Below are 21,125 nucleotides of genomic sequence, written 5' to 3' on the forward strand. Positions count from 1 at the left end.
GCCTGGTTAGCATGAAGGGAGTCCGGCATAAGCTGGAGCGCAGCAATGAGGAGAGCGGAGTGGAGAAGTGGCGTAACTGGATGATAGGGATCTGTCTGGTCAGCACGGCCGGCAGCGTGTGGGCCGATTCGCTGGATCAGCAACGACAGCGCTATGCGCAAATCAAACAGGCCTGGGACAACAAACAGATGGACCAGGTTGAGCAGCTGATGCCAGCGCTGCAGGATTATCCGCTCTATCCGTACCTGCAGTACCGCCTGCTGGCGCAGGATCTCGATCAGGAGACCGGGCTGGCGGTGAAAAACTTTATTCAGCAGTATCCGACGCTGCCGCCGGCGCGCTCGCTGCAGACGCGCTTTGTTAACGTGCTGGCGCACCGCCAGGACTGGCCGGGCGTGCTCAGCTTCAGCCCGGATGAGCCAAAGCCGGTGCAGGCGCGCTGTAACTGGTACTACGCCAAATGGGCGACCGGTCAGCAGCAGGCGGCGTTTGACGGGGCCAAAGCCATCTGGCTGCGCGGGACCGCGTTACCAAACGACTGCGACAAGCTGTTCTCGGTGTGGCAGGCGTCAGGGCAGCTGTCGCCGATCACCATCCTCGAACGCATCCGCCTGGCGATGAAAGCCGGCAACGACAGCCTGGTTAATTATCTGGCGAAAATGCTGCCGGCGGATTATCAAACCACCGCCAGCGCGCTGATTGCGCTGCAGCAGAATCCCCAGACCGTCACCACCTTTGCCAGCACCCTCGGCCCGACCGACTTTACCCGCATGGCCACCAGCTACGCCTTTGCCCGCGTGGCGCGTCAGGATATGGACAACGCGCGCATGATGATCCCGCAGCTGGTTCAGGCGCAGAAGATGAGCCCGGCGGAAGAGCAGGATCTGAAAGAGACGGTGGTGTGGCGCATGATGGGTGCCGATCTCACCTCGGAGCAGGCGCGCTGGCGCGATGCGGTGGTGATGAACAGCGAATCCACCGCGCTGATTGAGCGGCGCGTGCGGCTGGCGCTGAGTGAAAACGACCGTCGCGGCCTGAACACCTGGATTGCCCGTCTGCCGGTGGAAGCCAAAGAGAAAGATGAGTGGCAATACTGGCAGGCCGATTTACTGATGGCGCAGGGGCGTAAAGAGGAAGCGGAAGAGATTCTGCGTAAGCTGATGCAGCAGCGCGGCTTCTATCCGATGGTGGCGGCGCAGCGGCTGGGCGTCGAGTATCCGCTGCAGGTGGATCAGGCCCCGGCGGCGGACAATAGCGTGGTGCAGGGGCCGGAGATGGCGCGCGTGCGCGAGCTGATGTACTGGGGGCTGGATAACCTGGCGCGCAGCGAGTGGGCCAACCTGATCAGCAGTAAAACCCGCACCCAGCAGCAGATGCTGGCGCGCTACGCCAATGAACAGGACTGGTGGGATCTCAGCGTACAGGCCACCATCACCGCGAAAATGTGGGATAGCCTGAAAGAGCGTTTCCCGCTGGCGTGGCGCAATCTGTATCAGCAATACACCAGCGATAAGGGCATCACGCCAAGCTACGCCATGGCGATCTCTCGTCAGGAGAGTGCGTGGAACCCGAAAGCGCGCTCACCAGTTGGCGCCAGTGGCCTGATGCAGGTGATGCCGGGCACCGCCAGCCATACCGTGAAGATGTATAACATTCCGGGTTACGTTAACAGCAGTCAGCTGCTCGATCCGCAGACCAATATTCAGATTGGTACGCAGTATCTGGAGTATGTCTATCAGCAGTTTGGTCAGAACCGCATCTTCTCTTCTGCCGCCTATAATGCCGGCCCGGGGCGGGTGCGCAGCTGGCTGAATACCAGCGGCGGCAAACTGGATGCGGTGGCGTTTATCGAAACCATTCCCTTCTCGGAAACCCGTGGCTACGTGAAAAACGTGCTGGCCTACGATGCCTATTACCGCTACTTCATGGGTAAGCCGGATAAGATTCTCGCCGACGGCGAGTGGAATCGCCGTTACTGACTGTGTTATGCTTCCGTACTCGTTAATGAGTACGGAAGCCTTCATGAGCCAACCCCTTTCCCCGCAGCCGGTTGAAGACAACTGGCTGCGTTTCATCGATCTGATGCACAACGCGTTTTCCGATGACGTAGCGCTGCCACTGCTGCAGCTGATGATGACGCCGGATGAGCGCGAAGCCTTAGGCACGCGCCTGCGCATTATCGAAGCGTTGATCAACGGTGATATCAGTCAGCGCGAGCTGAAAAACGAATTGGGCGTCGGGATTGCCACCATCACCCGCGGATCCAATAGCCTGAAAGAGGCGCCGCCCGAGCTGAAACGCTGGCTGGAAGCGCGCCTCGGGCGCAGCTGATTACTGCTGATACAGCGGGTGGGTGAACGGACAGAGCGCCAGAATCAGGGCCTGATGATAGACGCTGGAGCGGCTCAGCAGGCCGTGGGTGAAGGCGCCAATCGCACCGCCCTTGTGTTTGATATTCTCCACGCCGGTTAAGCGCGCCATTTCGTCACCGAGCTCATGCCCGGCAGCCAGACCGGCCATCACCACCGGCGGCAGCGTAAAGCTGGCAGAGCGGGATTCACCGCGTTGCTGCGCATTCTCCACCACCATCCAGGCAAAGGCGCAGTCGCCCTCAATGCCCGCTTCAATCGCCACCCAGTAATCCGCCTGTGGCCGCACATGACGCGCATTCGCCACGCGCTGTCGTGCGCCAGTTCGCGTTTCGGCATCGCTTAAGGGCTGCGCGGCGACGCCGCTCTCGACCTCGACCCCTTCAATATGGCAGGATCCTTCGCCGAAAACGTCGTTGAACGCCTGAGCAATTGCGCGGATTTTTGCCGGATTGATGGTGGCTGCGACAACATGGTACATAATTACCTGAACCCTCAAGACAAATTTGTCGCAGTATAACGGAAATTAAGCATGTTACAGGTCTATCTTGTTCGTCACGGTGAAACGGTTTGGAATGCGGCCCGACGCATTCAGGGGCAGTCCGACAGTCCGCTGACGGATAAAGGTGAGCAGCAGGCGCATCAGGTAGGCGAGCGCGTGAAATCGCTGGGCATTACTCACGTGATTGCCAGCGATTTAGGACGTACCCGGCGCACCGCGGAGATTATCGCTGATGCCTGCGGTTGTACGGTGACGCTCGATGCCCGCCTGCGCGAGCTCAATATGGGCTGTCTGGAGCAGCGTCCGCTCGACGGCCTGACGGCGGAAGAGGAGAGCTGGCGTAAAGCGCTGGTGGATGGCACCGAAGGCGGCCGGATTCCGGGCGGCGAATCGATGGAAGAGATGGCGACGCGCATGCATGCCGCGCTCAATGCCTGTCTCGATCTGCCGGCGGGTAGCCGTCCGCTGCTGGTGAGTCACGGCATGGCGCTGGGCGTGCTGGTGAGTACCATTCTCGGGCTGCCGGCCCATGCGGAGCGCCGTTTGCGTCTGCGTAACTGCTCGATTTCGCGCGTCGATCATCAGCAAAGCGCCTGGCTCGCCGCCGGCTGGGTGGTGGAGACGGCAGGCGATGTGTCGCATCTGGATGCCCCGGCGCTGGATGAGCTGCAGCGTTAAGCGCGGTAGCACATGACGCAGAATGACCGCGTATCGGTGCGTATCAATGATCGCGTATCGGTGCGCATCAATGCGCACCCTACGAGGGCATGGGCAATGCGCATCAACAACAAACGGTGGGGGTTGTTGCTGCGGTTGAATCGGTGCGCATGAATGCGCACCCTACGGGAGCATGGGCAATGCGCATCGGCGACAAACGGTAGGGGTTGTTGCTGCGGTTGAATCGGTGCGCATGAATGCGCGCCCTACGGGAGCACGGTCAGTACGCATCGGCGACAAACGGTGATGCTTCTGTAGGGTCGCCATTCATGGCGACCGTCGACAACGCCCGTTACTGCTGCGGACGAATTGGAATCAGATATTCGCAGCGAATCTCCATTGGCGGCTCGCTGCGCTTCTTGCCACCGTGCGTATAGAAACGCTCAATATCCTGGCCCTGACGGCGCACCAGGCCGAGGGTTGGCATACAGGTGCCGTACAGCAGCAGAATAAACTCCTGCAGCGCAGTGCGCGGTCCCTGATAGCTGAACTGCACATAATCCCCGGCTTCCAGAATCACGCTCTGGTTTGACTGCATGCTCAGCGCCTGCTGGTCGGCCGGCACCGCCGTGGTGTACAGAATCTCCTGCTCATCATCCTTCTCATGGCTGGCGCGTACCTGATGCAGGCCGTACAGCACCGGCGGCACGGTATCGGTCTCCAGCAGGAACTGCTTCCAGAAGTGGATGCGCATCTCGTCGCGGTAGCTGGAGATCTGCTCCAGCGTACAGGTATAGCTCTGCGTTTGCCCCACCAGCACCGTTTCCGGCAGCGTGACGAACTGCGCCTGCGGCATCGGGTAATCATCGAGGCGAATCGGCGGGCGAATGCCGTACGAATTCCACTCCGACGAGCGGCGATACCACGCAGGTGTCTGATTGAACTGCTTTTTAAACGCGCGGGTAAAGGTTTGCTGCGAATCGAAGCGATACTGCAGCGCAATGTCGAGGATCGGCCGGCTGGTGAGACGCAGCGCGACGGCGGCCTTGGACAGCCGGCGGGCGCGGATATACGCGCCGATGGCGTGGCCAGTAACTTCCTTGAACATTCGCTGCAGGTGCCACTTGGAATAGCCCGCTTTTAGCGCAACGTTATCGAGCGAAAGGGGTTGATCCAGATGGCTTTCCAGCCAGACAAGCAAATCGCGAATGATACCGGCTTGGTCCATAAAACATCCTCATAACTCTCTGGTGGCGCAACGATGAAGTCACCGAATAGTAGCACGAATTGCACAACGGCGCGGGGGTGGTTTGCCAGTTAACTGTGCTACATCAATGCGGGTTGAAACCCGTTAGGTTTGGTTCTCGGTTCGATTAACAGTACATTACATTCACATCTATTCCGTTTGCAATGGTAACTCAATGACAATAGCTCGCAATCTTATAGTCACGCTGGCAACATTTATGTTGAGTCAGAGCGTGCTGGCCGAGGAGATCGGCTCCGTTGACACCGTATTCAAGATGTTTGGCCCCGATCATAAGATCGTGGTGGAAGCCTTCGATGACCCCGACGTTAAAAATGTAACCTGTTATATCAGCCGGGCAAAAACCGGCGGTATTAAGGGCGGACTGGGTCTGGCGGAAGATACTTCCGACGCGGCCATCTCCTGTCAGCAGGTGGGACCGATAGAGCTTAGCGATAAAATCGCGCAGGGCAAGGCGCAGGGTGAAGTGGTGTTCCGCAAACGCACTTCGCTGGTGTTTAAAAAGCTGCAGGTGGTGCGCTTCTTTGACCAGAAACGTCATGCGCTGGTGTACCTGAGCTATTCGGATAAAGTAGTTGATGGCTCACCGAAAAATGCGCTGAGCGCGGTGCCGATTATGCCGTGGCACTGAGCCGATAAAAAAACGCCCTGACGGGCGTTTTTTTGTTTCGCGACGGACGCTTAATCCTGCAGCTCGCCGCAGAAGCGGTAGCCTTCGCCGTGGATAGTGGCGATGATTTCCGGCGTATCCGGCGTCGACTCAAAGTGTTTGCGGATGCGGCGAATAGTGACATCCACCGTGCGGTCATGCGGCTTCAGCTCGCGACCGGTCATTTTCTTCAGCAGGTCAGCACGCGTCTGGATTTTGCCTGGGTTTTCACAGAAGTGCAGCATGGCGCGGAACTCACTGCGCGGCAGCTTGTACTGATCGCCGTTCGGGCTGATCAGCGAGCGGCTGTTAATATCCAGTTCCCAGCCGTTGAAGCGATAGCTCTCGACCTGACGGCGCTCTTCGCTCGGCATCGCCAGATTCATGGTACGCGACAGCAGGTTGCGCGCACGAATCGTCAGCTCACGTGGATTAAATGGCTTGGTGATGTAGTCGTCGGCACCGATCTCCAGACCGAGGATTTTATCCACTTCGTTATCACGGCCAGTGAGGAACATCAGGGCGACGTTAGCCTGTTCGCGCAGTTCACGCGCCAGCAGTAGACCGTTTTTGCCCGGCAGGTTGATATCCATAATCACCAGATTGACGTCGTTATCGGTCAAAACCTGATGCATCTCGGCGCCGTCGGTGGCTTCATAGACCACGTAACCTTCGGCCTCAAAAATACTTTTGAGGGTGTTACGCGTGACCAGTTCGTCTTCAACGATAAGAATGTGCGGGGTCTGCATGTTTCGCTACCTAAAATTTGCCAACAAATCGAAAACAGGGCGTACGGCGGTTGCCATAACTGTTCCACTGAACAGTGGGCCGTTCGCAACCGGTGTACGAAATGATCTTCGGAATACACCATCCATCTACGTCAACTTCAGTGTTAGCTCAGCCAGTCAGGATGAATATTTGCGTGCCCCGTGGGTATCGGACTGGCGCTTATCCTAACCGTATTAACAGCAACCTAACAGCACCAACAACAACCGATAAGCATAAAAACAACGCTTCGTTGACTTATATCAAATGCAAGTGTAGCACGTTAACACTTTTATGAAAAACTTCTACTGGAATGCCAGCTTAGCTCACAAAAAGCAGCATTTTCGCTACATTTCAGCTGCATCAGCGCAAAAGTAAAACCTGCAGGTAATAACTTTTTAATTGCATGAAAAATAATGTTTTAATATGGGTTTAGCGCATAAATTTTGCTTATTACGCATAATTACGCCTGCCCGGCATTTTTGCCCTGTTTTAACATCCTTAACATCTTATTTTCTCAGGCCCGTGCGGTTGGTATTTTGTCGCCTGCATGCCAACATAGGTCGGGTTATTAACCGTTCGATGGAAAAATCATGCATTTCCCCCTGATCCTTGTCTCACCCGCTCGCCCGGAGAATATCGGCGCGGCCGCCCGCGCCATGAAAACCATGGGATTTAGCGAGTTGCGTATTGTCGCCAGTGACGCCTGGCAGGATCCGGCCGCGCGGCGTGTGGCCCACGGCGCCGGTGAGATTCTTGACCACGTGAAAACCTATGACACGCTGAGCGCCGCGCTGGCGGATGTCGATTTTTCCGTGGCCACGACCGCCCGCAGCCGGGCGAAGTTTCGCTATTACGCCACGCCGGCGCAGGTCGAAACCATCCTGCAGGAGAAGCGTCAGTGGCTGAACCGCATCGCGCTGGTGTTTGGCCGTGAAGACAGCGGGCTGACTAATGAGGAGCTGGAACAGGTTGATCTGCTGACCGGCATTCCGATGGCGCAGGACTATCCTTCGCTGAATCTCGGCCAGGCGGTGATGGTGTACTGCTATCAGCTGTCGGCGCTGCATCAGGTGGCGGCCGCGCCGGTTGAGGCGGCTAACGCGCAGCAGCTGCAGGCGCTGCGCCAGCGTTTTCATCAGCTGCTGGTGACGCTGGACGTCAGCAATGATGCCAAGCTGGCGGACTGGATCGATCAGCGCATCGGTCTGCTTGAGCAGCGCGACAGCGCCATGCTGCACCGTTTGCTGCACGACGTAGAAAAAAAACTTATAGATAATTGCTCGGGAAAACCGGCTCCGGACAGTGAGTGATCGGGCGTCTGTGACGCTGCCTGAACGATCGCAATCCGTTTCGGCGTCTGCGGCGCAGCACTGCGCAGCAGCACCATTCGGGTGCAAAGACAAATTCGTTGACTTAACGTGCGCTTTGCTTTACTTCTGGAAGGCAGACGGACAAGACAAAGACAGACAGAAAAAATCTCAATGCGTAACCACAGCCTGAACACCACCATTATTATTACCACCACCATTACCACAGGTAACGGTGCGGGCTGACGCATACAGGAAAAACAAAAGAAAGAAGCCCGCACCTCAACAGTGCGGGCTTTTTTTTTCGGCAAAAATTCAGGAGAGCTTCAATCATGCGAGTGCTGAAATTCGGCGGAACCTCGGTAGCCAATGCGGAACGTTTTCTCCGCGTGGCAGACATTCTGGAAAGCAATGCGCAACAGGGACAGGTTGCGACCGTGCTCTCTGCGCCGGCGAAAATCACCAATCATCTGGTAGCGATGATTGAGAAAACCATCAGCGGACAGGATGCGCTGCCGAATATCAGCGATGCCGAACGCATTTTTGCCGAACTGCTGCAGGGGCTGGCCGACGCTCAGCCTGGTTTCGATTACGATGGCCTGAAAACCCGCGTTGAGCTGGAGTTTGCGCAGCTGAAACAGGTGCTGCACGGTATCAGCCTGCTGGGTCAGTGCCCGGATGCCGTGAACGCCGCCATTATCTGTCGTGGCGAGAAGCTGTCGATTGCCATCATGGAAGCGCTGCTGCAGGCGCGCGGCCACAAAGTGACGGTGGTCGATCCGGTCGAGAAACTGCTGGCGGTGGGCCACTATCTTGAATCGACCGTGGATATCGCCGAATCCACCCGGCGTATCGCGGCCAGCCAGATCCCGACCGACCACATGATCCTGATGGCGGGCTTCACCGCCGGCAATGAGAAGGGCGAGCTGGTGGTGCTGGGGCGCAACGGCTCCGACTACTCAGCGGCCGTGCTGGCGGCGTGTCTGCGCGCGGACTGCTGTGAAATCTGGACCGATGTCGATGGCGTTTACACCTGCGATCCGCGTCAGGTGCCGGATGCGCGTCTGCTGAAGTCGATGTCCTATCAGGAGGCGATGGAGCTCTCCTACTTTGGCGCCAAAGTGCTGCACCCGCGCACCATCGCGCCGATTGCCCAGTTCCAGATTCCGTGCTTAATCAAAAATACCGCCAATCCTCAGGCGCCAGGCACTCTGATTGGCGGCGAAGGCGAAGTGGATGAAAATCCGGTAAAAGGCATCACTAATCTGAATAACATGGCGATGTTCAACGTCTCCGGTCCGGGCATGAAAGGCATGGTGGGCATGGCGGCGCGCGTGTTTGCCGCGATGTCGCGCACCGGCATTTCCGTGGTGCTGATTACCCAATCCTCCTCCGAATACAGCATCAGCTTCTGCGTGCCGCAGAGCGAGCAGGCGCGCGCGCGTCGCGTGCTGGAAGAGGAATTCTACCTCGAACTGAAAGATGGCCTGCTCGATCCGCTCGACGTGCTGGAGCAGCTGGCGGTGATTTCGGTGGTGGGCGACGGCATGCGCACGCTGCGCGGCATCTCCGCTAAATTCTTCTCGGCGCTGGCACGCGCCAACATCAATATCGTGGCGATTGCTCAGGGCTCCTCTGAGCGCTCCATCTCGGTCGTGGTCAGCAACGATGACGTCACCACCGGCGTGCGCGTGGTGCATCAGATGCTGTTCGCCACCGATCAGGTGATCGAAGTGTTTGTGGTGGGCGTCGGCGGCGTCGGTGGCGCGCTGCTTGAGCAGCTGCACCGTCAGCAGGCGTGGCTGAAGGGCAAGCATATCGATCTTCGCGTGTGCGGCATTGCCAATTCGCATGCGCTGCTGACCAACGTGCACGGCATCGACCTCAGCAACTGGAAAGCGGCGCTGGCGGAAGCCAAAGAGCCGTTTAACCTCGGCCGGCTGATTCGTCTGGTGAAAGAGTACCATCTGCTCAACCCGGTGATCGTCGACTGTACCTCCAGCCAGGCGGTGGCCGATCAGTACGCGGACTTCCTCGCCGAAGGTTTCCATGTGGTCACGCCAAATAAAAAGGCCAATACCTCGTCGTGGAATTACTACCAGCAGATGCGTGCGGCGGCGGCGAAATCGCGCCGTAAGTTCCTTTACGATACCAACGTCGGTGCCGGTCTGCCGGTGATTGAAAACCTGCAGAACCTGCTGAACGCCGGCGATGAGCTGATCAAGTTCTCCGGCATCCTGTCGGGCTCGCTGTCGTTTATCTTTGGCAAGCTGGATGAGGGCGTGACGCTGTCCGAAGCCACCCGCATGGCGCGCGAGCTGGGCTTTACCGAACCGGATCCGCGCGACGACCTGTCCGGTACTGACGTGGCGCGTAAGCTGCTGATTCTGGCGCGTGAGGCGGGTCATCAGCTGGAGCTGAGCGACATCGACATCGAACCGCTGCTGCCCGCCAGCCTGACGGACATCGCCGACGTCGATCAGTTTATGGCGCGGCTGCCGGAGCTGGACAACGCCTTTGCCGCGCGCGTTGCCAAAGCGCGTGATGAGGGTAAAGTGTTACGCTTCGTCGGCGCGATTGAAGAGGGCGGCGCCTGCAAAGTTAAAATCGATGCGGTGGACGGCAACGATCCGCTGTACAAAGTGAAGAACGGCGAGAACGCACTGGCGTTTTACAGCCGCTATTATCAGCCGATTCCGCTGGTTCTGCGCGGATATGGCGCGGGGAATGATGTCACCGCGGCGGGTGTGTTTGCCGATTTGCTGCGCACGCTGACGTGGAAGTTGGGAGTTTAATGATGGTAAAAATTTATGCACCGGCCTCGATAGGTAACGTCAGCGTCGGCTTTGATGTGCTGGGCGCGGCGGTTTCGCCGGTGGATGGCTCGCTGCTGGGCGACTGCGTGTCGGTCGAAGCGGCAGACCAGTTTAGCCTGCAGAATAAAGGGCGCTTTGTCAGCAAACTGCCCGCCGATCCGCAGGAAAACATCGTTTACCAGTGCTGGCAGCGTTTCTGCCAGGCGATTGGTAAGGACGTTCCGGTGGCGATGACGCTGGAGAAAAACATGCCGATTGGCTCAGGCCTCGGTTCCAGCGCCTGCTCGGTAGTGGCCGGCCTGATGGCGATGAATGAGTTCTGCGGCCAGCCGCTTAACGACACCGAGCTGCTGGCGCTGATGGGCGAGCTGGAAGGGCGCATCTCCGGCAGCGTGCACTATGACAACGTCGCGCCGTGCTTCCTCGGCGGCGTACAGCTGATGATTGAAGAGAACGGAATCATCAGCCAGGAGGTGCCGTGCTTTGATGACTGGCTGTGGGTAATGGCTTATCCGGGCATCAAAGTCTCCACGGCGGAAGCACGCGCCATTCTGCCGGCGCAGTATCGCAAGCAGGATGCCATCAAACATGGTCGTCTGCTGGCCGGCTTTATTCACGCCTGCCACACCCGTCAGCCGCTGCTGGCGGCTAAACTGATGCAGGATGTGATCGCCGAGCCGTATCGCACCAAACTGCTGCCGGGCTTTGCGGAGGCGCGGCAGGCGGCCAGCGACATTGGCGCGCTGGCCTGCGGTATTTCGGGCTCTGGCCCGACACTTTTCGCCGTTTGCAACGAGATGGCAACGGCACAGCGGATGGCGGACTGGCTGAGCCAGCACTATCTGCAGAATGAGGAAGGCTTCGTCCATATCTGCCGTCTTGATACGGCTGGCGCACGTAAACTGGGATAACGCATGAAACTCTACAACCTTAAGGATCACAACGAGCAGGTTAGCTTCGCGCAGGCCGTGAAACAGGGCCTCGGCTCGCAGCAGGGGCTGTTTTTCCCGCTGGAACTGCCGGAATTCGAGCTGACCGACATTGATGCGATGCTGGAGATGGATTTCGTCAGCCGCAGCAGCAAGATTCTCTCTGCTTACATCGGCGATGAAATTGCCGCGCACCAGCTGGCCGAGCGCGTGAAGAACGCCTTTGCTTTCCCGGCACCGGTGAGCCAGGTGAGCGACGATGTGGCCTGTCTCGAACTGTTCCACGGTCCGACACTGGCGTTTAAAGATTTCGGCGGGCGCTTTATGGCGCAGATGCTGTCATACGTGTCTGGCGCGGATGAGCAGATCACCATTCTGACCGCGACCTCCGGCGATACCGGCGCAGCGGTGGCGCACGCATTCTACGGCATGGAAAACGTGCGCGTGGTCATCCTCTATCCGCAGGGCAAAATCAGTCCGCTGCAGGAGAAGCTGTTCTGTACGCTGGGCGGCAACATTGAAACCATCGCGATCGACGGCGACTTCGATGCCTGTCAGGCGCTGGTTAAGCAGGCGTTTGATGACGAAGAGCTGAAAAAAGCCATCGGCCTGAACTCGGCTAACTCCATCAATATCAGCCGTCTGCTGGCACAGATTTGCTATTACTTCGAGGCGGTGGCGCAGCTGCCGCAGGAGAAACGTAATCAGCTGGTGGTGTCAGTGCCAAGCGGCAACTTTGGCGATCTCACGGCCGGCCTGCTGGCGAAATCGCTCGGTCTGCCGATCAAGCGCTTTATCGCCGCGACCAACGCCAACGATACCGTGCCGCGCTTCCTTGCCGACGGTCAGTGGCAGCCGAACGCGACCGTGGCAACGCTGTCGAACGCGATGGATGTCAGCCAGCCTAACAACTGGCCGCGTGTGGAAGAGCTGTTCCGCCGCAAAACCTGGCGCCTGACCGATCTGGCCTACGGCGCGGTGTCGGATGAGACCACCAAAGCCACCATGCGCGAGCTGGCAGAGCTGGGTTACCTGTCAGAACCGCACGCGGCGATTGCCTATCGTCTGCTGCGCGATCAGCTGCAGGAAGGGGAGTTTGGCCTGTTCCTCGGCACCGCGCATCCGGCGAAGTTTAAGGAGAGCGTGGAAGAGATTCTCGGCCAGCCGCTGCCGCTGCCGGAAGCGCTGGCCGCGCGCGCCGATTTGCCGCTGCTGTCGCATGCCATGAAGGCGGATTTCGCCGCGCTGCGGGCGTTTTTGCTGAAGTAAATATCTTACGGGCCGGTCACATCGGCCCGTTATGCATTTTTCTGGCGGCGCGATTTAACGCGCGGGTTTTTAACAGACGCGCAATGATTTGCGCCGCTACGATTCAGGTGAAGCTGGCGTTATTGCTCGCGGCGCTTAAATACCAGCTCGTTACCCTTACTCTCCGCCGCATCAAAGAAATAACCGTCAACATCAAACTTCTTCAGCTGCGTCGGTTTCGTCAGGCGCTTCTCAATCACATAACGGCTCATCAGGCCACGCGCCTTCTTGGCGTAGAAACTGATCACCTTGAACTTACCGTTTTTCTCATCGAGGAACACCGGCTTAACCAGCTCGGCATTCAGCTGCTTCGGCTTGATGGCTTTAAAATACTCATCGGAGGCGAGGTTGATCAGCACGTCATCGCCCTGTTCCGCCAGCGCGTCGTTGAGCTTTTGCGTCAGCAGGTCGCCCCAGAAGCTGTAGAGATCTTTGCCGGCCGGATTCGCCAGTTTGATGCCCATCTCTAAGCGGTACGGCTGCATCAAATCCAGCGGGCGCAGCAGGCCGTACAGGCCCGAAAGCATGCGCAGGTGTTTTTGGGCAAAATCAAAGTCGGCTTCGCTGAAGGTCTCTGCCTGCAAACCGGTATAAACATCACCTTTGAAGGCCAGAATTGCCTGCCGCGCATTATCGGGTGAGAAGGGCGGCTGCCACTGGCTGAAACGGTCGGCGTTGAGGTGCGCCAGTTTGTCGCTGATGCCCATCAGCGAAGCGATTTGCGCCGGGAAAAGATCGCGCGCCACGTCAATCAGCTGCTGTGATTTTTCTAACAGCGCCGGTTGGGTAAACCGTGACGTTGCCAGCGGGCTTTCATAATCCAGTGTCTTGGCTGGCGAGATAACCATCAGCATTGTGTCTGTCCTCGTTGACCCGCTGTTTTCAGGGGATAGATGGGGAAAAATGTCGCGACGAGTGTAGCAAAAAAGCTGCACGGATCGGCAAATCGCTCCCATTTGTTAGCGCTATCGTAAAGGGCACGCGGCGATGTTGCGCCGCTTAGCCTGCGTGATATTATCGCAACAGCCTTTTACACCCTGACAGTCAACTTAAGAGAAAAGAGAACCATGACGGACAAACTTACTTCCTTGCGTCAGCTGACTACTGTGGTCGCCGACACCGGTGATATCGCGGCAATGAAACTCTACCAACCGCAGGATGCCACCACTAACCCTTCTTTGATCCTCAACGCTGCGCAAATCCCTGAATACCGCAAACTGATTGACGAAGCCATTAGCTGGGCACGTCAGCAGAGCAGCAACAAAGAAGAGCAGCTGGCGCTGGTTTCTGACAAGCTGGCCGTTAACATTGGTCTGGAAATTCTCAAACTGATCCCGGGACGTATCTCTACTGAAGTTGACGCGCGTCTCTCTTACGACACCGAAGCGAGCATCGCGAAAGCACGCAGCCTGATCAAACTGTACAACGATGCCGGCATCAGCAACGATCGTATCCTGATCAAACTGGCCTCAACCTGGCAGGGCATCCGCGCGGCGGAGCAGCTGGAGAAAGAAGGCATCAACTGTAACCTGACGCTGCTGTTCTCCTTCGCCCAGGCGCGTGCCTGTGCCGAAGCGGGCGTGTTCCTGATTTCGCCATTTGTTGGCCGTATCCTCGACTGGTACAAGCAGAACACCGACAAGAAAGAGTACGCAGCGCATGAAGATCCAGGCGTGGTATCCGTGTCTGAAATCTACAACTACTACAAGCAGCACGGCTATGAAACCGTGGTGATGGGCGCCAGCTTCCGTAACGTCGGCGAAATCATCGAGCTGGCCGGTTGCGACCGCCTGACTATCTCTCCGGGCCTGCTGAAAGAGCTGGCCGAGAGCGAAGGCAGCGTAGAGCGTAAACTGAGCTACAGCGGCGAAGTGAAAGCGCGTCCGGCTAAAATGACCGAAGCGGAATTCCTGTGGCAGCACAACCAGGATCCAATGGCGGTGACCAAACTGGCCGAAGGTATCCGCAACTTTGCCATCGACCAGGGCAAACTTGAGAAGATGATCGCCGAACTGCTGTAAGGTGATGTGCCGTGGCGGCTGCCGGTCGCCACGGTTTTCGCGTTTCCCTCGCTGATGCTTTGTATTATCCTTTCTGCCATTCCCCTTTTTCTCACCGCCCCGCGGTCAACACAGCGATAACTCTATGGATACTTTACGTATTGGCTTAATTTCCGTGTCCGATCGGGCCGCTAACGGCATCTATCAGGATCAGGGCATTCCGGCGCTGGAAAGCTGGCTTAGCGCTGCGCTGGCGACACCGTTTGAGATTGAAACCCGCCTGGTTCCGGATGAACAGCCGATGATTGAGCAGGCGATTTGCGAGCTGGTCGACGAACGTTTTTGCCACCTGGTGCTGACCACCGGCGGTACCGGTCCGGCCCGGCGCGACGTCACGCCGGATGCGACTCTGGCGGTAGCCGACCGCGAGATGCCCGGCTTTGGCGAGCAGATGCGGCAGATCAGCCTGCAGTTTGTGCCGACCGCGATTCTGTCACGCCAGGTGGGCGTGATCCGCAAGCAGTCGCTGATCCTCAATCTGCCGGGACAGCCGAAATCGATTAAAGAGACGCTGGAAGGGTTGAAAGCGGATGACGGCACGGTGAAAGTACCAGGTATCTTCGCGGCTGTACCCTATTGTTTACAGCTGCTGGAAGGGCCTTACGTCGAAACCCACCCGGAGGTGGTAGCAGCTTTTCGCCCGAAAAGCGCACGACGTGAGACAAACGTCTGAAAATTGCCGTTTTCAGGCATAAAATGCAGAGTGACTGGTGTGGCAAAATATTGACGGTATAGTAACCGCAGCTTTACAACTATACTGACATGGCCTCTGGATACCGCACTCTTATGGATTCGCTGACAACGCGTCGACTCAACCGCCAGGACTACAAAACCCTGGCGCTGGCTGCCCTGGGCGGGGCGCTGGAATTCTACGATTTTATCATCTTCGTCTTCTTCGCTGCGGTGATTGGCGAGCTGTTCTTTCCGCCAGACATCCCGGAATGGCTGCGTCAGGTGCAGACGTTTGCCATCTTCGCCGCCGGTTATCTGGCGCGCCCGCTGGGCGGCATCATCATGGCGCACTTTGGCGACAAAGTCGGGCGCAAGAAGATGTTCAGCCTGAGTATTCTGCTGATGGCGCTGCCGACGCTGGCGATGGGCGCGCTGCCCACCTACGCCAGCATTGGCATTGCCGCACCGTTACTGATGCTGCTGATGCGCGTGCTGCAGGGCGCGGCCATTGGCGGCGAGGTGCCGGGCGCGTGGGTGTTTGTTGCTGAGCATGTGCCGGAAAAGCGTATCGGCTTTGCCTGCGGCACGCTGACTGCAGGCTTAACCGCCGGCATTCTGCTCGGTTCGCTGGTGGCGACGGTGCTGAATACTTCGCTCTCGCCGGCGGCGATACGCGATCACGGCTGGCGCATTCCTTTCTTCCTCGGCGGCCTGTTTGGCCTGCTGGCGATGTATCTGCGTCGCTGGCTGCATGAAACCCCGGTATTTCGTCAGATGCAGCAGCGCAAAGCGCTGGCGGAAAAGCTGCCGTTACAGACCATTCTCGCCAGCCATAAGCGCGGCATTGCGGTGTCGATGCTGCTTACCTGGCTATTATCAGCCTGTATTGTGGTGGTGATCCTGATGGCGCCGACGCTGATGCAGAAGCAGCATGGCGTGCCGGCGGCGCTCAGTCTGCAGGCCAACAGTTTCGCGACCGTGATGCTGCTGATCGGCTGCGTGCTGGCGGGCTGGATCGTCGATCGCTACGGTGCGGCGCGTACCTTACTGATTGGTTCGCTGCTGCTGGCGCTGTGCAGCTGGAGCTTTTTCCAGCAGCTTGGCGGTACGCCGCAGATGCTGTTCATCTGGTACGGTCTGGCGGGACTGAGCGTGGGCGTGGTCGGCGTGGTGCCGTTTGTTATGGTGCGGGCGTTTCCGGCGGCGGTGCGCTTCACCGGCATTTCCTTCTCTTACAACGTGTCGTACGCCATCTTTGGCGGCCTGACGCCGATTAGCGTGACGCTGATGATGTCGCTGACGCCGATGGCGCCGGCCTGGTACGTGCTGGCGCTGGCGCTGATCGGTATGCTGGTGGCGCTGTGGTTATGGCATGACAGCCGCCAGGCTAATGCGCAGCTGGATGTCTCGCTGCATTCATCGTAATGACAGCGCGCGGAGCGGCACGGCTCCGCGCGCCGTTGATTACTCGCCAATCGGCAACACGCTGCGCTCAAACTTCTCGTTCAGCACTTCGCCCATCGCCAGATAAAAGGCGCTGGCACCACAGACGATGCCCACCCAGCCAGCGATACGCAGCAGCGCCGCGTGATCCAGCAGATGACCGATAGCCAGCAGCGCAAACAGCAGCGTCAGGCTGGCAAACACAAACTGCAGCATTTTTGCGGCCCGCAGCGTGCCAAAGAACAGAAACAGCGTGAAGATACCCCACAGCGCCAGATAAGCGCCGAGGAAATGGCCATCGGCGGCCGCGGCCAGTCCCATTTTTGGCAGCAGCAGAATCGCCACCAGCGTCAGCCAGAAGCTGCCGTAGGAGGTAAAGGCGGTCAGGCCGAAGGTGTTGCCTTTTTTATACTCCAGCAGCCCGGCAAGGATTTGCGCGATGCCGCCGTAAAAGAGGCCCATCGCCAGGATAATCACATCCATTTCAAACAGACCGGTGTTGTGTAAGTTGAGCAGGATGGTGGTCATACCAAAACCCATCAGGCCCAGTGGGGCGGGATTCGCCAGCGTGGTGTTGCCCATAATTCCTCAGCAGCAGCGTTATTGTTTATTGGTTTAACACCCGCGCCAACAGCGGTGGGGCGCGGGGCGCTGCATCATAATCAGGTGGCTTTTGCCGCACTTTGATCTCACGCGGTAAGAGAATCTAAATTTTTTTTAGTTTTAACCCTTGATGCGCTTCGAAGCGGCCCCATTTAGTTGTCATCAAGCATTGTGAGGCAGCAAAAAAATCTGCCGCAGCAGTTGAAAGTGGTCAGCGTGACCGCATCTCTGCTTCACAACCCAATTTGGCAAAGAATTTAAGTGGGAGACGTTTAGATGGGTAAGATTATTGGTATTGACCTGGGTACAACCAACTCATGTGTGGCGATTATGGACGGTGGCAAAGCACGCGTGCTTGAAAACGCCGAAGGCGATCGCACCACACCGTCAATCATTGCATATACCGGGGATGGCGAAACTCTGGTCGGTCAACCGGCTAAACGTCAGGCGGTGACCAACCCGCAGAACACCCTGTTTGCAATCAAGCGCCTGATCGGCCGTCGTTTCCAGGACGAAGAAGTGCAGCGTGATATCAAAATCATGCCGTACAAAATCATCGGTTCTGACAACGGTGACGCATGGCTGGACGTGAAAGGCCAGAAAATGGCACCGCCGCAGATCTCTGCAGAAGTGCTGAAAAAAATGAAGAAAACCGCGGAAGATTTCCTCGGTGAGCCGGTAACCGAAGCGGTTATCACCGTTCCAGCTTACTTCAACGATGCGCAGCGTCAGGCGACTAAAGACGCCGGCCGTATCGCGGGTCTGGACGTAAAACGTATCATCAACGAACCGACCGCAGCGGCACTGGCTTACGGCCTGGATAAAGGTCAGGGCAACCGCACCATCGCGGTATATGACCTGGGTGGCGGTACCTTCGACATCTCTATCATTGAGATCGACGAAGTCGACGGCGAGAAAACCTTTGAAGTACTGGCGACCAACGGTGATACCCACCTGGGTGGTGAAGACTTCGACAGCCGTCTGATCAACTACCTGGTTGCCGAATTCAAGAAAGATCAAGGCATCGATCTGCACAACGATCCGCTGGCGATGCAGCGCCTGAAAGAAGCGGCAGAGAAAGCGAAAATTGAGCTCTCTTCTGCGCAGCAGACCGATGTTAACCTGCCGTACATCACGGCGGATGCGACTGGTCCTAAGCACCTGAACATCAAAGTGACCCGCGCGAAGCTGGAATCACTGGTAGAAGATCTGGTTACCCGTTCAATTGAGCCGCTGAAAGTGGCGCTGAACGACGCTGGCCTGTCGGTTTCTGACATCAACGACGTGATCCTGGTCGGTGGTCAGACGCGTATGCCAATGGTGCAGGCGAAAGTGGCGGAGTTCTTCGGTAAAGAGCCACGTAAAGACGTGAACCCGGACGAAGCGGTCGCTGTGGGTGCTGCGGTACAGGGCGGCGTGCTGGCTGGTGAAGTAAAAGACGTTCTGCTGCTGGACGTGACCCCGCTGTCGCTGGGTATCGAAACCATGGGTGGCGTGATGACGTCGCTGATCAGCAAGAACACCACGATCCCAACCAAGCACAGCCAGGTGTTCTCGACTGCTGAAGACAACCAGTCTGCCGTGACCATTCACGTGCTGCAGGGTGAGCGTAAGCGTTCAGCGGATAACAAATCGCTGGGCCAGTTTAACCTCGACGGTATTCAGCCTGCGCCGCGCGGTATGCCACAGATCGAAGTGACCTTCGACATCGATGCTGACGGTATTCTGCACGTGTCTGCGAAGGACAAAAACAGCGGTAAAGAGCAGAAGATCACCATCAAAGCTTCTTCTGGCCTGAACGAGGAAGAGATCGAAAAAATGGTTCGTGACGCGGAAGCTAACGCCGAGTCAGACCGTAAATTCGAAGAGCTGGTGCAGACGCGTAACCAGGGTGACCAGATTGCGCACAGCACGCGTAAGCAGCTGGACGAAGCCGGTGACAAACTGTCAGCGGAAGACAAAGCACCGATCGAGTCTGCCCTGAACGAGCTGAACACCGCGCTGAAAGGCGAAGATAAAGCAGAAATCGAAGCCAAAATGCAGGCGCTGATGGAAGTGTCCAGCAAACTGATGGAACTGGCGCAGCAACAGGCTCAGGCCGGCGCAGCGGATGCCGGCGACGCTTCGGCGAAGAAAGATGACGACGTTGTCGACGCTGAATTCGAAGAAGTGAAAGATAAAAAATAATTGCCCCTGACCGGGCGCGACGGCTGGCCTGACAGCCGTTGAAACCAGCACGGGCGTCGGAGATCTCTCCACGCCCGTGCGATCATGTTAAGGGCAGAGAAAAATGGCTAAGAGTGATTTTTACGAGATCTTAGGCGTCTCAAAATCCGCCGATGAGCGCGAAATCAAAAAGGCCTATAAGCGCCTGGCGATGAAGTATCACCCGGACCGTAATCCGGGCGATAAAGAGGCCGAGACGAAATTCAAAGAGGTCAAGGAAGCCTACGAAATCCTCACCGATGCGCAGAAGCGTGCAGCTTACGATCAGTACGGTCATGCGGCGTTTGAGCAGGGCGGTGGTGGCGGCTTCGGCGGCGGCTTTGGTGGCGGCGGTGCCGACTTCAGCGATATCTTTGGCGACGTGTTCGGCGATATCTTTGGTGGTGGTCGCCGTCAGCGCGCCTCACGCGGCGCCGATTTACGCTACAACATGGAACTGACGCTGGAAGAAGCGGTACGCGGCGTGACCAAAGAGATCCGCATTCCAACGCTGGAAGAGTGTGATGTCTGCCACGGCAGCGGCGCCAAAGCGGGCACCCAGCCGCAGACCTGTCCGACCTGTCACGGTGCGGGCCAGGTACAGATGCGTCAGGGTTTCTTTACCGTGCAGCAAGCCTGTCCGACCTGTCACGGTCGCGGCTCGGTGATTAAAGATCCGTGCAACGCCTGTCACGGCCACGGCCGCGTTGAGCGCCAGAAAACGCTGTCGGTGAAAATCCCGGCGGGCGTCGATACCGGCGACCGTATCCGCCTCAGCGGAGAAGGTGAAGCGGGTGAGCATGGCGCACCGGCTGGCGATCTGTACGTGCAGGTTTCGGTGAAGAAACACCCGATCTTTGAGCGTGAAGATAACAACCTGTACTGCGAAGTACCGATCAACTTTGCCATGGCAGCGCTGGGCGGTGAGATTGAAGTGCCGACGCTTGACGGTCGCGTGAAGCTGAAAGTGCCGGCAGAAACCCAGACCGGCAAGCTGTTCCGCATGCGCGGCAAAGGCGTGAAGTCGGTGCGCGGCGGTGCGGTCGGCGATCTGCTGTGTCGCGTGGTGGTGGAAACCCCGGTCAGCCTCAACGACAAGCAAAAAGCGCTGCTGCGCGAGCTGGAAGAGAGCTTCGGCGGACCTACCGGCGAGAAAAACAGCCCGCGTTCGAAAAGCTTCTTCGACGGCGTAAAGAAGTTCTTTGACGATCTGACCCGCTAATCGGGTGCGCAGACAGTAACAAGCGGAGAGGCGACTCTCCGCTTTTTTTTATGCGCAGTTCTGCCGTGCAGATATTCAACGGCATTGTTTTTCGTCATTCACATCCCCGACAGCCGTTACCTTTCAAAAATACGCGGACACGCTGTAGGGGCGCCATTTATGGCGACCTCAAGCCGTGAAAATCCCCGCCAAAAAACGCGTCCTCACCTTGCAAAAACCGGTTCCGTTTTGCCAATAGCATTTTTCGGCATTGCGCCGAAAATATATCATAGGTATCTTGCAAGGCGTTTAATGAGAATGATTTTCGATAACATGCACCATCAGCGGTGTGCGGTAGCGCAGTAGCGCGGG

At 57.7% G+C, this 21,125-nt stretch carries 19 protein-coding genes and 1 other annotated feature; of the genes, 14 read left to right on the plus strand and 5 right to left on the minus strand.

From position 1 onward, the window contains the following. Positions 1–59 precede the first annotated feature (59 nt). Entirely contained in the window at positions 60–1,979 is a 1,920-nt protein-coding gene (sltY, locus tag K7H94_RS03480) for a murein transglycosylase (protein WP_222952020.1), read from the plus strand. A gap of 43 nt (positions 1,980–2,022) precedes the next feature. Next, positions 2,023–2,331 (plus strand): trp operon repressor, encoded by a 309-nt coding sequence (trpR, locus tag K7H94_RS03485; RefSeq protein WP_021508685.1) that lies wholly within the window; start codon positions 2,023–2,025, stop codon positions 2,329–2,331. Here trpR and yjjX read toward each other — a convergent pair whose 3' ends face one another. Further along, the gene (yjjX, locus tag K7H94_RS03490; protein WP_021508686.1) at positions 2,332–2,850 is read right to left on the minus strand and encodes an inosine/xanthosine triphosphatase; all 519 of its coding nucleotides are present in this window, start codon (positions 2,848–2,850) and stop codon (positions 2,332–2,334) included. A 51-nt stretch (positions 2,851–2,901) separates the two neighbouring features. Between yjjX and gpmB the strand changes: the two genes are divergently transcribed. After that, positions 2,902–3,549 carry a 2,3-diphosphoglycerate-dependent phosphoglycerate mutase GpmB gene (gpmB, locus tag K7H94_RS03495; RefSeq protein ID WP_021508687.1) on the plus strand — a complete coding sequence of 216 codons (648 nt, stop codon included), beginning with the start codon at positions 2,902–2,904 and terminating at the stop codon, positions 3,547–3,549. A gap of 331 nt (positions 3,550–3,880) precedes the next feature. Here the strand turns inward: gpmB and robA are convergent, their stop codons facing one another. After that, a complete protein-coding gene (robA, locus tag K7H94_RS03500) occupies positions 3,881–4,756 on the minus strand; it encodes an MDR efflux pump AcrAB transcriptional activator RobA (RefSeq protein ID WP_021508651.1) in 876 nt (291 codons plus the stop codon). 193 nt (positions 4,757–4,949) lie between these two features. Here robA and creA point away from each other — a divergent pair, with 193 nt between their 5' ends. Further along, a complete protein-coding gene (gene creA, locus K7H94_RS03505; RefSeq protein ID WP_022548913.1) occupies positions 4,950–5,423 on the plus strand; it encodes a protein CreA in 474 nt (157 codons plus the stop codon). Positions 5,424–5,473: 50 nt separating this feature from the next. Here the strand turns inward: creA and arcA are convergent, their stop codons facing one another. Beyond that, positions 5,474–6,190: a two-component system response regulator ArcA gene (gene arcA / locus K7H94_RS03510; RefSeq protein ID WP_021508652.1), complete on the minus strand. Its 717-nt coding sequence runs from the start codon at positions 6,188–6,190 to the stop codon at positions 5,474–5,476. Between the two features lie 609 nt (positions 6,191–6,799). Between arcA and K7H94_RS03515 the strand changes: the two genes are divergently transcribed. From K7H94_RS03515 to thrC, 5 genes are all read left to right on the plus strand, one after another. Continuing rightward, the gene (locus K7H94_RS03515; RefSeq protein ID WP_104093702.1) at positions 6,800–7,519 is read left to right on the plus strand and encodes a tRNA/rRNA methyltransferase; all 720 of its coding nucleotides are present in this window, start codon (positions 6,800–6,802) and stop codon (positions 7,517–7,519) included. 171 nt (positions 7,520–7,690) lie between these two features. Then, positions 7,691–7,762, plus strand: a complete 72-nt coding sequence (gene thrL, locus K7H94_RS03520; protein ID WP_128601299.1) for a thr operon leader peptide — start codon at positions 7,691–7,693, stop codon at positions 7,760–7,762. Then, positions 7,698–7,821, plus strand: a sequence feature (Thr leader region). (Overlaps the previous gene by 65 nt.) A gap of 27 nt (positions 7,822–7,848) precedes the next feature. Beyond that, complete coding sequence (gene thrA / locus K7H94_RS03525; RefSeq protein WP_222951656.1) at positions 7,849–10,311, plus strand: bifunctional aspartate kinase/homoserine dehydrogenase I; 2,463 nt, start codon at positions 7,849–7,851, stop codon at positions 10,309–10,311. A 2-nt stretch (positions 10,312–10,313) separates the two neighbouring features. Next, a complete protein-coding gene (thrB, locus tag K7H94_RS03530; protein ID WP_141496455.1) occupies positions 10,314–11,243 on the plus strand; it encodes a homoserine kinase in 930 nt (309 codons plus the stop codon). A 3-nt stretch (positions 11,244–11,246) separates the two neighbouring features. Further along, a complete protein-coding gene (thrC, locus tag K7H94_RS03535) occupies positions 11,247–12,530 on the plus strand; it encodes a threonine synthase (protein WP_021508656.1) in 1,284 nt (427 codons plus the stop codon). A 119-nt stretch (positions 12,531–12,649) separates the two neighbouring features. Here thrC and yaaA read toward each other — a convergent pair whose 3' ends face one another. Next, the gene (yaaA, locus tag K7H94_RS03540) at positions 12,650–13,423 is read right to left on the minus strand and encodes a peroxide stress protein YaaA (RefSeq protein ID WP_222951657.1); all 774 of its coding nucleotides are present in this window, start codon (positions 13,421–13,423) and stop codon (positions 12,650–12,652) included. A 213-nt stretch (positions 13,424–13,636) separates the two neighbouring features. Between yaaA and tal the strand changes: the two genes are divergently transcribed. The 3 genes from tal to K7H94_RS03555 all read left to right on the plus strand — a co-directional run bounded on the left by tal (position 13,637) and on the right by K7H94_RS03555 (position 16,726). Further along, complete coding sequence (gene tal, locus K7H94_RS03545; RefSeq protein WP_058757131.1) at positions 13,637–14,590, plus strand: transaldolase; 954 nt, start codon at positions 13,637–13,639, stop codon at positions 14,588–14,590. Positions 14,591–14,714: 124 nt separating this feature from the next. Continuing rightward, the gene (gene mog, locus K7H94_RS03550; protein WP_058771520.1) at positions 14,715–15,302 is read left to right on the plus strand and encodes a molybdopterin adenylyltransferase; all 588 of its coding nucleotides are present in this window, start codon (positions 14,715–14,717) and stop codon (positions 15,300–15,302) included. Positions 15,303–15,415: 113 nt separating this feature from the next. After that, a complete protein-coding gene (locus K7H94_RS03555) occupies positions 15,416–16,726 on the plus strand; it encodes an MFS transporter (protein WP_058757129.1) in 1,311 nt (436 codons plus the stop codon). 39 nt (positions 16,727–16,765) lie between these two features. Here the strand turns inward: K7H94_RS03555 and satP are convergent, their stop codons facing one another. After that, positions 16,766–17,326, minus strand: a complete 561-nt coding sequence (gene satP / locus K7H94_RS03560) for an acetate uptake transporter (protein WP_136547120.1) — start codon at positions 17,324–17,326, stop codon at positions 16,766–16,768. A 297-nt stretch (positions 17,327–17,623) separates the two neighbouring features. Between satP and dnaK the strand changes: the two genes are divergently transcribed. Then, positions 17,624–19,534: a molecular chaperone DnaK gene (gene dnaK / locus K7H94_RS03565; protein ID WP_021508662.1), complete on the plus strand. Its 1,911-nt coding sequence runs from the start codon at positions 17,624–17,626 to the stop codon at positions 19,532–19,534. 103 nt (positions 19,535–19,637) lie between these two features. Next, complete coding sequence (dnaJ, locus tag K7H94_RS03570; protein ID WP_021508663.1) at positions 19,638–20,774, plus strand: molecular chaperone DnaJ; 1,137 nt, start codon at positions 19,638–19,640, stop codon at positions 20,772–20,774. Positions 20,775–21,125: the final 351 nt, after the last annotated feature.

Source organism: Pantoea dispersa, assembly GCF_019890955.1.
Classification (GTDB): Bacteria; Pseudomonadota; Gammaproteobacteria; order Enterobacterales; family Enterobacteriaceae; genus Pantoea; species Pantoea dispersa.

Excerpts from the sequence above, each read along its gene's own strand:
- trpR (WP_021508685.1), top strand. The coding sequence starts at position 2,023 with ATGAGCCAACCCCTTTCCCCGCAGCCGGTTGAAGACAACTGGCTGCGT.
- yjjX (WP_021508686.1), bottom strand. The coding sequence starts at position 2,850 with ATGTACCATGTTGTCGCAGCCACCATCAATCCGGCAAAAATCCGCGCA.
- gpmB (WP_021508687.1), top strand. The coding sequence starts at position 2,902 with ATGTTACAGGTCTATCTTGTTCGTCACGGTGAAACGGTTTGGAATGCG.
- robA (WP_021508651.1), bottom strand. The coding sequence starts at position 4,756 with ATGGACCAAGCCGGTATCATTCGCGATTTGCTTGTCTGGCTGGAAAGC.
- creA (WP_022548913.1), top strand. The coding sequence starts at position 4,950 with ATGACAATAGCTCGCAATCTTATAGTCACGCTGGCAACATTTATGTTG.
- arcA (WP_021508652.1), bottom strand. The coding sequence starts at position 6,190 with ATGCAGACCCCGCACATTCTTATCGTTGAAGACGAACTGGTCACGCGT.
- K7H94_RS03515 (WP_104093702.1), top strand. The coding sequence starts at position 6,800 with ATGCATTTCCCCCTGATCCTTGTCTCACCCGCTCGCCCGGAGAATATC.
- thrA (WP_222951656.1), top strand. The coding sequence starts at position 7,849 with ATGCGAGTGCTGAAATTCGGCGGAACCTCGGTAGCCAATGCGGAACGT.
- thrB (WP_141496455.1), top strand. The coding sequence starts at position 10,314 with ATGGTAAAAATTTATGCACCGGCCTCGATAGGTAACGTCAGCGTCGGC.
- thrC (WP_021508656.1), top strand. The coding sequence starts at position 11,247 with ATGAAACTCTACAACCTTAAGGATCACAACGAGCAGGTTAGCTTCGCG.
- yaaA (WP_222951657.1), bottom strand. The coding sequence starts at position 13,423 with ATGCTGATGGTTATCTCGCCAGCCAAGACACTGGATTATGAAAGCCCG.
- tal (WP_058757131.1), top strand. The coding sequence starts at position 13,637 with ATGACGGACAAACTTACTTCCTTGCGTCAGCTGACTACTGTGGTCGCC.
- mog (WP_058771520.1), top strand. The coding sequence starts at position 14,715 with ATGGATACTTTACGTATTGGCTTAATTTCCGTGTCCGATCGGGCCGCT.
- K7H94_RS03555 (WP_058757129.1), top strand. The coding sequence starts at position 15,416 with ATGGATTCGCTGACAACGCGTCGACTCAACCGCCAGGACTACAAAACC.
- satP (WP_136547120.1), bottom strand. The coding sequence starts at position 17,326 with ATGGGCAACACCACGCTGGCGAATCCCGCCCCACTGGGCCTGATGGGT.
- dnaK (WP_021508662.1), top strand. The coding sequence starts at position 17,624 with ATGGGTAAGATTATTGGTATTGACCTGGGTACAACCAACTCATGTGTG.
- dnaJ (WP_021508663.1), top strand. The coding sequence starts at position 19,638 with ATGGCTAAGAGTGATTTTTACGAGATCTTAGGCGTCTCAAAATCCGCC.